Genomic DNA, 13,018 nt, shown 5'->3' with positions numbered 1-13,018 from the left:
TTGTTACACTCTGTATCGCAGCGCTCGCCTGCGTTACTTTGACGCACCGATGAGCGCGGTGGCAAAGACAGCTGACCCGCTTACCCGAATTTCCCTCGACTTTTTTCCAGGGCTCTACACTGGGAATCTGTCTTAAAGCCGCTGATTTTCAGCGGCTTTTTTTTGCCGTAAAAAAAGGCCGGGCACACCCTCACGACACTGGCCGTTATGGATTGACCAAAGGAGCTTTACCGGTGAAGAACTCGCTGACGTTCACCCCGTTATTCCTCGCGATTGCAGCAACGATCGCCCCACTGGCCCACGCGGCAGACACTACCCCCAACGACGGTTTCGTCGAAGGCTCCCACCTCACCATCAACACCCGCAACTACTACATGAACCGCGACCGGCGCGATATTCATACCGATGACAGCAAGGAATGGGGCCAGGGCTTTATCGGCACTTTCGAATCCGGCTACACCCAGGGCACCGTCGGCTTCGGCCTGGACGTCAATGCCATGCTCGGCCTCAAGCTCGACGGCGGTGGCGGTACGGATGGCTCCAGCATCCTTCCGTATGGCAGCGGCAACGGCAAGGCGCCGGGTTCGTTTTCGACGGCCGGCGGCACCTTGAAGCTGCGCGCCTTCGACACCGAACTGAAAGCCGGCGACCTGTTCCTCAACAACCCGGTGATCGCCGGCGGCATGACGCGCATGTTGCCGCAGACCTTCCGTGGCGTGAGCCTGACCAACCACAGCTTCGACGGCTGGATGTTCGAAGGCGGCCAGGCCAGTTTCACCAAGCTCTACAACCAGAGCGGCCATCGGCGCATCGGCACCAGCTACGGCACGCTGCCCGCCAACACCGACAGCCAGCACCTGGACTGGGCTGGTGTGTCGTTCAGCGCGATTGAGGGGCTGACCAGCAACCTGTACGCCTCCGAACTGAAGGACGTCTGGCACCAGTATTACTACGACCTGGAATACACCTACGCCCTGAACGACCTGGTCAGCCTGACCCCCGGCCTGCACTACTACCACACTCAGGACACCGGCCAATCACTGCTGGGCGATATCGACAACAACACTTACAGCCTGCATTTCACCGTGGGGGTGGGCAACCACAGCGTCACGGCGACTTATCAGCGCGTCAATGGCAACACGCCGTTCGACTACATCACCCAGGGCGACAGCGTGTACCTGGACAACTCCCAGCAGTACTCGGATTTCAACGGGCCCAACGAGCGCTCCTGGAAGCTCAAGTACGCGTACGATTTTGCCGGCCTCGGCGTGCCCGGCCTGACGTCCGCCGTGTCGTACATCAGCGGCAAGACCGACCTGACCAAGGTCGACCCCAACAGTCGTGGCTACAGCAACTGGTACAGCGCCGATGGAAAGGACGCCAAGCACTGGGAGCGCGATATCGACCTGAAATATGTGGTGCAGGGCGGCAAGGCCAAGGACTTGGCCGTGCGCCTGCAATGGGCGACCAATCGCGGCAGCAATGGCTACTCGGCGGTGGACCGCGATGTGGATGAGTACCGCGTGATCGTGGATTACCCGATCAACGTGTTCTGAATACAGGTAGGAGCGAGCTTGCTCGCGAAAAACGTTAACGATAACGCGTGCTTCCTGAATAAACGCGGCGTCTGTGAGTTTTTCGCGAGCAAGCTCGCTCCTACAGCCATATTCAAGAGTTGCTACTACGCTAAGGGCATTCTCAACGCAAAAGTGTGCCCGATGAATTCAAGCCTTACGCGCCCGGAGCGCCTGCTGATCCTGGGCAGCACGCTCACGGTGTTGCTGATCGTGGGGGTCGTGACTGCGCTGCTGATTCGTGAACATGCCAACACCCTGCAGACGGCCAAGCGCACCGCCAATACCATCACGCAATTGATCGACGCTGACGTGCTGCGCAATGTCGAACTTTACGACATGGCCCTCAAAGGCTTGATCAGCGCCACCGAGCGCACCGACCTGCAAGATGTTTCAGAGAGCATCCGTCATTTGGTGCTGTTCGATCGTTCCGCTGCGGCGCCCTACAAGGGCGATATCCTGCTGTTGGACCCGGCCGGCGAGGTGATTGCCGATTCGTCCCTGCTTACGCCCAAGCTGGGTAACTTTGCCGACCGTGACTATTTTCAGGCCCACCGCAACAACCCCGACCTGGGCTTGTATATCAGCCGCCCGTTCATGGCCCGCTGTCAGTGTGACGACCCCTGGCGCATCGCGTTCAGCCGTCGCGTTTCGTCAGCGGACGGGCGTTTTCTGGGGGTGGCGGTCGCCTCCATGCGCCTGTCGTACTTTCATCAGTTGTTCAGCAGCTTGAACATCGGCAACAACAGCACCATCAACCTGCTCAACCACCAAGGCATCCTGCTCGCGCAAGAGCCTTTGCTGGAAGTGGACATCATCGATAAGGACCTGAGCCAGCGCCCGAATGTGGCGCGCATGCTGCGCGAACGGGACGGCAGCTTCCAAAGCATCTCCAGCGTCGATCGCCAGGCACGGCTCTACAGCTTTTCCAATGTGGGCGACTTGCCGCTGATCGTGGCAGTGGCCTTGTCCAGCGATGAAATGTTCGCACCCTGGCGACGTGCGGCGTGGCTGGTCAGCATCGCGACCGGAGTGTTGTGCGTGGGCTTGTTATGGCTGACCTGGGCACTGTGCATGGAGCTGCGCCGCCGCCATCGCGCCGAGCAGGTGCTGTCAGAACTGGCATCCACCGACGCCCTTACCGGCCTGGCCAACCGCCGCACCCTGGACGAACGCTTGCGGCTGGAATGGGACCGGGCACAACGCTCGACCGAGTCGTTGAGCGTGTTGATGATCGATGTGGACCACTTCAAGGCCTTCAACGACCGTCATGGTCACCAGGGCGGCGATGAGGCGTTGCGTACAGTCGCACAGGTGATCGCCAGCCATATCCGCCGCCCTGCCGACCTGGCGGCGCGTTACGGCGGTGAAGAATTCGCGGTGGTGCTGCCCAATACCGACGCCAAGGGGGCGTGGGTGATCGCCGAGCATATCCGCGAGGGGGTCCAGCACTTGCCGAGAGTGGTCGGGGACGAGCAACCGATCACCTTAAGCATCGGCCTGAGTACCTGGCAGAAGCACAGCCGTATTTCCCTTGAAGACCTGCTGCTCAAGGCTGACCAAGCGTTGTATCAGGCCAAGCACAGCGGCCGTAACCGGACAATGGATGTTTCAAAGACCTCAAACTGATGAGGTCAATTGTGAGAGCTGGCTTGCCTGCGATCGCGGTGGGTCAGCTACCTATAAGCTAACTGGCAGGCCGCTATCGCAGGCAAGCCAGCTCCCACATTTGGATATTCGTCAGGCATAAAAAAAGGCCACCCGAAGGCAGCCTTTCAAAACTAAAGAAAGAGAGTTGTTACTTACACCGCCGCAACGGGACGCATGTAAGAGATCGGTGCGGTGCTGGCATCTTCGAAGGTCACGACTTCCCAAGCGTCTGTCTGCTCAATCAACTTGCGCAGCAGCTGGTTGTTAAGGGCGTGGCCCGACTTGAAGCCTTTGAACTCGCCTATCAGGCTATTGCCCAGCAGGTAGAGGTCACCGATTGCATCGAGGATCTTGTGCTTCACGAATTCGTCTTCATAGCGAAGGCCGTCTTCGTTCAGTACACCATCCGCGTCGACCACGATGGCGTTTTCCACGCTGCCGCCGAGTGCGAGGTTGTGCTTGCGCAGGTACTCGATGTCACTCATGAAACCAAAGGTACGGGCGCGGCTGACTTCTTTTACGAACGAAGTGCTGGAAAAATCCACGCTTGCACTTTGGGTGCGGTCACGGAATACCGGGTGATCGAAATCGATCTCAAAGCTCACTTTAAAGCCTTCGAACGGGACGAAGGTGGCGCGCTTGTCGCCGTCTTCTACTGTCACTTCCCGCAGAATGCGAATGAACTTCTTGGCTGCGTCCTGTTCTTCCAGGCCGGCAGATTGAATCAAGAATACGAAGGGGCCAGCGCTGCCATCCATGATCGGGACTTCGGACGCGGAGAGCTCGACGTAGGCGTTATCGATGCCCAGGCCAGCCATGGCCGAGAGCAAGTGCTCCACCGTGTCCACTTTGACGTCACCGTTGACCAATGTGGTCGACATAGTGGTTTCGCCAACGTTTTCCGCGCGAGCAGGAATCTGCACCACAGGGTCCAGGTCGGCACGCACAAACACGATGCCGGTGTCGACAGGTGCAGGCTTGAGGGTCAGGTATACCTTCTCCCCGGAGTGCAGACCTACACCTGTGGCACGAATAATATTCTTCAGGGTGCGTTGTTTAATCATGGCTTGGACCGCTTCAGCGCAAATTGCGAACTGGTATCAACAAAGGCTGGCGATAATAGCAGACCAGACCTTTGCTGAACACCAATCACCTTCATAGCCCTGATACATTCCATTAATCGGCCTGACGACGCAGGAATGCCGGGATGTCCAGGTAGTCCAGGTCATCTTGCGGATTCGGGCTACGGGACGCCGCAGCACCGGCCTGAGCCTGGTTGCGCATCACGGTCGGACGGTCCAGGTCACGGTAGTTCACCGACGGCAGTTCCTGGCGAGCAGGGGCTGGAGCGGCGGCTGCCTGGCTGGCCTGGCTGGTGTGCAGGGTGTTGTCGATGACCTTCACTGGCTTCTCGATTTTTGCACCCAGGCCGGTGGCAACCACGGTTACATGCAGCTCATCGCGCATGTCCGGATCGATAACGGTACCGACTTTGACCATGGCGTGCTCGGAAGCGAAGGCTTCGATGATGCTACCCACGTCGGAGTACTCACCCAGGGACAGGTCGGGACCGGCGGTGATGTTCACCAGGATGCCGCGTGCACCTTGCAGGTTAACGTCTTCGAGCAACGGGTTGCGGATGGCCGCTTCGGTGGCTTCGCGTGCACGGTTCGGACCGCTGGCGCAGCCAGTGCCCATCATCGCCATGCCCATTTCGCTCATGACCGTACGTACGTCGGCAAAGTCGACGTTGATCATGCCTGGGCGCTTGATGATGTCGGAGATACCGCGAACGGCACCGGCCAGTACATCGTCAGCCTTGGCGAAGGCAGACAGCAGGCTGGCATCCTTGCCCAGGATGGTCAGCAGTTTCTCGTTGGGGATGGTGATCAACGAGTCGACGCTTTCAGACAGCAGACGGATACCTTCGTCGGCGATCTGCATGCGCTTGCGGCCTTCGAACGGGAACGGACGCGTCACGACAGCAACGGTCAGAATCCCCATTTCCTTGGCCACTTCGGCAATGATCGGTGCAGCACCGGTACCGGTACCGCCGCCCATGCCGGTGGTGATGAACACCATGTTGGTGCCTTGCAGCACTTCGGCAATACGCTCGCGGTCTTCCAGGGCGGCTTGACGGCCGACTTCCGGATTGGCGCCAGCGCCGAGGCCCTTGGTCACCGCGGTGCCCAATTGCAGGATGGTCCGCGCGCCGATGCTTTTGAGCGCCTGGGCATCAGTGTTGGCGCAGATGAACTCAACGCCTTCAATGTTGCTCTTGACCATGTGGTTGACAGCGTTGCCGCCGCCACCGCCGACACCGATTACTTTGATAACCGGGCTAGCGGGGATATTGTCTACGAGTTCGAACATGTTCCCTCTCCTTTCATTTTCTCTAGTTTTTTCGCCTACTGCTTGTTGCGGGTGTTGCGGTGTCGCGGTAAATCTTTAGAAATTGCCTTTTACCCAAGCCTGCAGCCGCTCGAACAACGGCGCTTTCGCCTCGTCGTCGCTGCGGTAGCTGTCACGGATGCTCGGGCCCGACAGGGAAATGCCGTCGGTCTGCTTTTGCAGCCCGTACAACAGCAAGCCCACACCGGTGGAATAAATCGGGTTGCGCACTACGTCGCCCAGGCCTTTCACGCCATGGGGCACGCCCAGGCGCACCGGCATGTGGAAGATCTCTTCGGCCAACTCGACCGCGCCTTCCATCTTCGAGGTACCACCGGTCAGCACGATGCCGGCCGGGATCAAATCTTCGTAGCCGCTGCGGCGCAGTTCAGCCTGGATCAGGGTGAACAGCTCGTCGTAACGTGGCTCGACCACTTCGGCCAGGGCCTGGCGCGACAGCTCGCGCGGTGGACGGTCACCCACGCTTGGCACCTTGATGGTCTCGCCGGCACCGGCCAGCTTGGCCAGGGCGCAGGCGTAGCGGATCTTGATTTCTTCGGCGTACTGGGTCGGTGTGCGCAACGCCATGGCGATGTCGTTGGTGACCTGGTCGCCGGCAATCGGGATCACCGCGGTGTGACGGATCGCACCCTCGGTGAAGATCGCGATGTCGGTGGTGCCGCCGCCGATGTCCACCAGGCACACGCCCAGCTCTTTTTCGTCGTCGGTGAGTACCGAGTAGGCCGAGGCCAACTGCTCGAGAATGATGTCGTCGATTTCCAGGCCGCAGCGGCGCACGCATTTTTCAATGTTCTGTGCGGCGTTGACGGCGCAGGTCACCACGTGAACCTTGGCTTCCAGACGCACGCCCGACATGCCCAGGGGCTCGCGCACGCCTTCCTGGTTGTCGATCACGTAGTCCTGCGGCAGGGTGTGCAGCACGCGCTGGTCTGCCGGGATCGCCACGGCCTGGGCAGCGTCGAGCACGCGCTCAAGGTCGGCCGAGCTGACTTCACGGTCGCGGATCGCCACGATGCCGTGGGAGTTCAGGCTGCGGATGTGGTTGCCGGCCACGCCGACGAACGCCGAGTGAATCCGGCAACCGGCCATCAACTGCGCTTCTTCGATGGCGCGCTGGATCGATTGCACGGTGGACTCGATGTTCACCACCACGCCCTTCTTCAGGCCCCGGGACGGATGCGTGCCAATACCGACGATTTCGATCGCGCCGTCTTCCCCGACCTCGCCCACCAGCGCCACCACCTTGGAGGTGCCGATATCGAGACCGACGATCATTTTGCCGCTTTGCACGTTTGCCATGGGTCCTGCCTCTTCTTAATTCTTCGCGACAGCGGGTTGTGCTGCCGTGGGCGCAGCCGGTGTACGCCAGCCGACGGCCAGGCCGTTGGCGTAACGCAGGTCGACGCTCGCAATGTTCGTAATCTGTTCTTTCAAGGTTTTTTCATAGATGGCAATAAAGCGGCGCATCTTTTCCACCAAGCGGTCGCGTCCCAGCAACAACTCGATGCCCGGGCCGGAACTGCCTGCCCCGGTCGTCAAAAACCAGCTGCCCCGCTCACGCAATTCCAGGCGTGCAATGGAGAAGCCCAGTGGCCGCAGCATCTGGCTCAAGGCCTGGTACTGCTGCATCACTTGCTGCTGCGCCCGCTGCGGCCCGAACAGCTGCGGCAGGTGTTCGTAGTTGGCCAGCTCACGCGGGGTGAACGCCTGGCCCTGGTTGTTCAACAGCGCTTCATCGCCCCAACGGGCCACGGGCAGTTGTTCTTCCAGGCGGATCGTCACCTGGTCCGGCCATACACGGCGAACTTCGGCGTGGGCGATCCACGGCATCTGTTCCAGCTCCGAGCGCATGCCCGCCAGGTCGATGGTAAAGAAGCTCGCCGCCAGGTATGGGCCGATGCGCTGCTGTACCGCTTGCTGGCTGATGTAGCTCAAATCGCCCTGCACGCTGATCTTGGTGATCGGCCGGTCGGCATACGGCAACAGGCGCTGCGCGCCTTCGTACGTACCAAAGCCCAACACCACCAGCAGCACCGGCCAGAACAGCGCCTTGATAAAACCAAAGTTGGCTTTTGGCAGGCGCGAAGACATCGGCTCCTTAGCCACCATTCGGCTTGCACCCCGTGGCACCGGCTTGCGGCTCGGTGCTTGTGGGGGCTGATGACGAAGCGATGCGCCGTTCATGTGTTTAGCCTCTTGGCTCAATGCTGTCGGCCAGGATCGCCAGCACTAACTGCTGGAAATCCAGACCGGCGGCACGGGCTGCCATGGGAACCAGGCTGTGGTCGGTCATGCCCGGTGCGGTGTTGACTTCAAGGAACCAGAAATTCCCTTGGTCATCCTGCATCACGTCTGCCCGCGCCCAACCGGCGATACCCAGCGCCTCACAGGCTTTCGCCGTGAGGTCCATCAATTCTTGTTCCTTGGTTGCTTCAAGGCCGCAGGGGATCCGGTACTGAGTATCGGAAGCCAGGTACTTGGCGTCGTAGTCATAAAAGGTGTGGGGCGTGCCCAAAGCGATGGGCGGCAATACCTGGCCACGCAGGGTGGCGATGGTGTACTCGGGACCGGAAATCCACTGTTCCACCAACACTTGCGAATCGTAGGTACTTGCCGCTTTCCATGCGTCGATCAATTCGGCGGCCGAGTTCACTTTAGCCATGCCGATACTGGAGCCTTCATGGGCTGGTTTGACGATCAAAGGCAGGCCCAGTTCCTTGGCCGCAGAAATACAATCGTCTTCGCTGCACAGTACGGCGTGACGCGGGGTCGGAATGCCCAGGCTGTGCCACACCTGCTTGGTGCGCAACTTGTCCATCGCCAAGGCCGAGGCGAGGATGCCGCTGCCGGTGTAAGGGATGCCGGCGCATTCGAGCAGGCCTTGCATGCTGCCGTCTTCACCGCCGCGGCCGTGAAGAATGAGAAAGGCGCGGTCGATCTTTTCGGCCTGCAGGCGGGCGAGGAAATCATCGCCCACATCGATACCGAACGCGTTCACGCCAGCACTTTGCAGCGCCTCAAGCACCGCATTGCCGGACTTGAGCGACACTTCGCGCTCGGCGCTCTTGCCGCCGAACAGCACGGCGACGCGACCGAAGTCGGCAGGCGCAAGGGTGGAAAACAGGGAGCCGTAGTCAGTGATCATTTCGACTTCCCCTTGGCCGCGGCTGCAAACAGCGGGCTCGCCAGCAACTTGGGCGCAAGGCCACCGATATCACCGGCGCCCTGGCACAGCAGGATGTCGCCGGCACGCAGCAGCGGCTTGACGATAGGCGCCAGGTCCACGCCACGCTCGATGTAGATCGGGTCCAACTGGCCACGCTGGCGGATACTGTTGCACAGCTTGCGGCTGTCAGCGCCCGGGATCGGTTCTTCACCGGCCGGGTAGACTTCCATCAGCAACAGGACGTTGGCATCGGCCAGTACATTGACGAAATCGTCGTACAGGTCGCGGGTGCGGCTGTAGCGGTGCGGCTGGTACACCATCACCAGCCGGCGCTCCGGCCAGCCACCGCGCACGGCCTTGATCACGGCCGCCACTTCGGTCGGGTGGTGGCCGTAGTCGTCCACCAGCATCACGTCACCGCCTTCAACCGGCAGTTGGCCGTAAACCTGGAAGCGACGGCCCACACCGGCAAAGCGCGACAGGCCCTCGACGATGGCTTCATCGCTGACGCCTTCATCGGTAGCAATGCAGATGGTCGCCAAAGAGTTCAGCACGTTGTGGTTGCCCGGCATGTTCACCGACACATCCAACGGCTCGCGGTCGGGGCGCAGCACGGTAAAGAAGGTTTGCATGCCTTCCTGGCGCACATTGATTGCGCGCACGTCGGCATCTTCGCTGAAGCCGTAGGTCACGGTCGGGCGCTTGACCTGGGGCAGGATTTCACGCACTACCGGGTCGTCCAGGCACACCACGGCCAAACCGTAGAACGGCAGGTTGTGCAGGAAGTCGACGAAGGTTTTCTTCAGTTTGTTGAAGTCACCGTCGTAGGTCGCCATGTGGTCTTCGTCGATGTTGGTGACGACGGCGACCAGCGGTTGCAGGTGCAGGAAGCTCGCGTCACTTTCATCGGCTTCGGCGATCAGGTAGCGGCTGGTGCCGAGCTGGGCATTGGTGCCAGCTGCATTCAGGCGGCCACCGATGACGAAGGTCGGGTCCAGGCCACCGGCGGCGAACACCGAGGCGATCAGGCTGGTGGTGGTGGTCTTGCCATGGGTACCGGCGACGGCGATGCCGTGGCGATAGCGCATCAGCTCGGCGAGCATCTCGGCACGCGGCACCACTGGAATACGGCGTTCAAGGGCAGTGGCCACTTCCGGGTTGGAGGTGTTCACGGCACTGGACACCACCAGCACGTCGGCCTCGGCAGCGTTCTCGGCACGGTGGCCGATAAAGATCTGCGCACCGAAGGACTTCAGGCGATCAGTGACCGGCGACTCTTTCAAATCCGAGCCGGACACCTGGTAGCCCAGGTTCAGCAACACTTCGGCAATCCCGCACATGCCCACGCCACCGATACCGACGAAGTGAATACGGCGGATGCGGCGCATCTCGGGTTGCGGCATGGCTTTCTGATTCTCAACCATGGGCCACCTCCAGGCAGATATCGACCACGGTACGGGTTGCGTCAGGTTTGGCCAGGCGGCTTGCGGTGCTCGCCATGCTGTTGAGTCGTTCCGGTTGCATCAAAACCTCGGTCAGGCGAGCGGCCAAATCGGCGGCGCCAGTCGTTCTTTGCGGCAGCAGGAAGGCAGCGCCCTCCCCGGCCAAATATTCGGCGTTGCGAGTCTGGTGATCGTCGATGGCGTGGGGCAAAGGCACCAGCAAGGACGGCAGACCGGCGGCCGCCAGTTCACTGACGGTCAGCGCACCAGCGCGGCAGACCACCAGGTCGGCCCAGCCATAGGCTTGGGCCATGTCTTTGATGAAGGGCTGTACATTGGCCTCTACACCGGCCTCGCGATAACGCGCGGCGGTGACTTCATCGTGGTTCTTGCCGGCCTGGTGGAAGATCTCCGGGCGCACATCCTCAGGAAGTTGCGCAACGGCTTCAGGCAGCAATTTGTTCAGAGGCTCGGCGCCCAGGCTTCCGCCCAGGATCAGCAGGTGTGCCTTGCGCCCCGCCAGCGCGTCACGCGCAATGGCCATGAACAGTTCGGTACGCACCGGGTTGCCGGTGGTGCGAAGCTTGTCGGAGGCGGCGAAGGTTTTCGGAAAGGCTTCACACACCCGCGCAGCCAACGGCACCAGCAGGCGGTTGGCGGTACCGGCGACGGCGTTCTGTTCGTGGACGATCACCGGCACGCCCGCGAGTTTCGCCGCGACGCCACCGGGGCCGGTCACATAACCGCCAAAGCCGAGCACACACACTGGCTTGAGCTCGCGAATGATCTTGCGCGCCTGCATGACCGCCTTGAGCAGCACGAACGGCGCCTTGAGCAGCGACAACTTGCTCTTGCCACGCAAACCGGTGACGTTGATCAAATGCAGCGGCAAGCCGGCATTAGGCACCAATTCGTTTTCGATGCCACGGGGTGTACCCAGCCAGTGCACGGTGTAGCCACGGTTCTGGAATTCACGGGCGCAAGCCAGGGCCGGGAACACATGCCCCCCGGTGCCGCCTGCCATGATCAGCACATTAGCGCCCATGGGTCGGCTCCTCGGCGAAGTCGCTCTCGCTGAACTCCATCTCTTCGCTGCCCAGGTGGGTACGACTCTCCCACTCGATACGTAGCAGCAAGCCGAGACAGGCGCAGCAAATCACCAACGAACTGCCGCCGTAACTGAGGAACGGCAAGGTCAGGCCCTTGGTCGGCAGCAGGCCGACGTTCACGCCGATGTTGATCAGGAACTGGCCGATCCACAGGAAGGCCAACCCATAAGCCACGTAGGCAGCGAAGAACTGCTTGGCCTTCTCGGCCCACAAGCCGATGTACATGGCGCGCACGCAAACGAACACAAACAGCGCAACGGTGCACAGCGAACCCACCACACCCAACTCCTCGGCCAATACCGAGAACACGAAGTCGGTGTGGGCTTCCGGCAGGTAGAACTGCTTCTGCACACTGTTGCCCAGGCCCACGCCCAGCCACTCGCCGCGACCGAAGGCAATCAGCGCCTGGGTCAACTGGTAGCCGGAGCCGAACTGGTCGGACCAGGGGTCGGTGAAGGTGATCAAACGCGCCATCCGGTAGGGCTGCGCCTGCACCAGGATGGTCACCGCCGCGACCGCCAGCACCACCATCAAGGTGAAGCGGAACAGCCCGACGCCACCCAGGAACAGCATCGCGGCGGCGGCGCCCATCATCACCACCGTGGCCCCGAAGTCGGGCTCCATCAGCAACAGGCCAGCCATGGGCAGCAACACGATGAACGGCTTGAAGAAGCCCATCCAGCTTTCGCGTACTTCTTTCTGGCGGCGCACCAGGTAACCGGCGAGGTAGATCACCACGAACACCTTGGCGATTTCCGAAGGCTGCACGTTGAACGCGCCGAAGCCGATCCAGCGCATTGAACCGTTCACCTCGCGGCCAATGCCCGGCACGATCACCATGACCAGCAAGCCGAACGCACCGATCAGCATCAGCCAACCCAGACGCTGCCAGGTGGCAATCGGGATCATCATGGTGACGATGCAGGCGCCCAGGCCGATCACCAGGTACACCAGGTGACGGATCATCATGTACAGCGTGTTGCCCGACTGCACGGCAGCCACTTCGGAGGACGCCGAGGTGATCATCACCAGGCCCAGGCCGAGCAGCGCCAGGCAACCGGCGAGCATAGGGAAATCAAGGTCAATGCCGCGCCCGGTAATGATCGGCGACGGGTAGGGCTTGATGATGTTTCTCAGGTTGAGGCTCATGCCAAAGCCTCCACGGCGCGGGCGAACAGGTGGCCGCGCTCTTCATAGTTCTTGAACATGTCGAAGCTGGCGCACGCGGGCGACAGCAACACCGCATCGCCGGGCTGGGCCAGGGCTTTGCACTGGGCAATGGCGTCGTCCAGGGAAGCTGCGCGTACTTGCGGTACAGCGTCACCGAGGGCGGCGGCGATCAGGTCCGAATCGCGGCCCATCAACACCACGGCGCGGCAATGGGCGGCCACTGGCGCTTTAAGGTCCTTGAAGTCGGCACCCTTGCCATCACCACCGGCGATCAGCACCAGCTTGCCGTCGATATCGGCACCCAGGCCTTCGATGGCCGCCAGGGCCGCACCGACGTTGGTGGCTTTGGAGTCGTTGTAATAGCTGACGCCATTGAGGTCGCGCACCCACTGGCAGCGATGCTCAAGCCCGGCAAAGGTGCGCAGGCTGGCGAGCATGGCGTCGAATGGCAGGCCAACCGCGTGACCGAGCGCCAAGGCCGCCAGGGCATTGGAC

General features: G+C 61.2%; 11 protein-coding genes. 2 read left to right on the top strand and 9 right to left on the bottom strand.

Annotated elements, in window-relative coordinates; all coding sequences use genetic code 11:
* The first annotated feature begins 233 nt into the window (after nt 1-233).
* Nucleotides 234-1,556: an OprD family porin gene (locus tag GIW04_RS19700; RefSeq protein WP_003188687.1), complete on the top strand. Its 1,323-nt coding sequence runs from the start codon at nt 234-236 to the stop codon at nt 1,554-1,556.
* A gap of 162 nt (nt 1,557-1,718) precedes the next feature.
* Nucleotides 1,719-3,203: a GGDEF domain-containing protein gene (locus GIW04_RS19695; protein WP_120248672.1), complete on the top strand. Its 1,485-nt coding sequence runs from the start codon at nt 1,719-1,721 to the stop codon at nt 3,201-3,203.
* Between the two features lie 173 nt (nt 3,204-3,376).
* On the opposite strand, the gene lpxC is transcribed toward GIW04_RS19695, so the two are convergent.
* From lpxC to GIW04_RS19650, 9 genes are all read right to left on the bottom strand, one after another.
* Entirely contained in the window at nt 3,377-4,288 is a 912-nt protein-coding gene (gene lpxC, locus GIW04_RS19690; protein WP_003171886.1) for a UDP-3-O-acyl-N-acetylglucosamine deacetylase, read from the bottom strand.
* A gap of 112 nt (nt 4,289-4,400) precedes the next feature.
* Nucleotides 4,401-5,597 carry a cell division protein FtsZ gene (gene ftsZ / locus GIW04_RS19685; RefSeq protein ID WP_003188685.1) on the bottom strand — a complete coding sequence of 399 codons (1,197 nt, stop codon included), beginning with the start codon at nt 5,595-5,597 and terminating at the stop codon, nt 4,401-4,403.
* A 75-nt stretch (nt 5,598-5,672) separates the two neighbouring features.
* Nucleotides 5,673-6,935, bottom strand: a complete 1,263-nt coding sequence (gene ftsA / locus GIW04_RS19680) for a cell division protein FtsA (protein WP_003188682.1) — start codon at nt 6,933-6,935, stop codon at nt 5,673-5,675.
* 15 nt (nt 6,936-6,950) lie between these two features.
* The gene (locus GIW04_RS19675; RefSeq protein ID WP_032893516.1) at nt 6,951-7,820 is read right to left on the bottom strand and encodes a cell division protein FtsQ/DivIB; all 870 of its coding nucleotides are present in this window, start codon (nt 7,818-7,820) and stop codon (nt 6,951-6,953) included.
* 4 nt (nt 7,821-7,824) lie between these two features.
* Entirely contained in the window at nt 7,825-8,781 is a 957-nt protein-coding gene (locus GIW04_RS19670; RefSeq protein WP_003188679.1) for a D-alanine--D-alanine ligase, read from the bottom strand.
* A complete protein-coding gene (murC, locus tag GIW04_RS19665) occupies nt 8,778-10,226 on the bottom strand; it encodes a UDP-N-acetylmuramate--L-alanine ligase (protein WP_034134894.1) in 1,449 nt (482 codons plus the stop codon). Before murC ends, GIW04_RS19670 begins: the two co-directional genes overlap by 4 nt.
* Nucleotides 10,219-11,289 carry an undecaprenyldiphospho-muramoylpentapeptide beta-N-acetylglucosaminyltransferase gene (murG, locus tag GIW04_RS19660; protein WP_003188675.1) on the bottom strand — a complete coding sequence of 357 codons (1,071 nt, stop codon included), beginning with the start codon at nt 11,287-11,289 and terminating at the stop codon, nt 10,219-10,221. The genes murC and murG overlap by 8 nt, the downstream gene beginning before the upstream one ends.
* The gene (gene ftsW, locus GIW04_RS19655; protein ID WP_003188673.1) at nt 11,279-12,502 is read right to left on the bottom strand and encodes a putative lipid II flippase FtsW; all 1,224 of its coding nucleotides are present in this window, start codon (nt 12,500-12,502) and stop codon (nt 11,279-11,281) included. Before ftsW ends, murG begins: the two co-directional genes overlap by 11 nt.
* On the bottom strand, nt 12,499-13,018 hold a 520-nt coding region (locus GIW04_RS19650), incomplete at its 5' end, for a glutamate ligase domain-containing protein (RefSeq protein WP_329607627.1). The genes GIW04_RS19650 and ftsW, both read right to left, overlap by 4 nt.

Source organism: Pseudomonas sp. PA-4-8C, from assembly GCF_021606625.1.
Classification (GTDB): domain Bacteria; phylum Pseudomonadota; class Gammaproteobacteria; order Pseudomonadales; family Pseudomonadaceae; genus Aquipseudomonas; species Aquipseudomonas lactis.
Note: the sequence above shows the minus strand (reverse complement) of the source record. Positions and strands in the feature narration are given on the sequence as shown.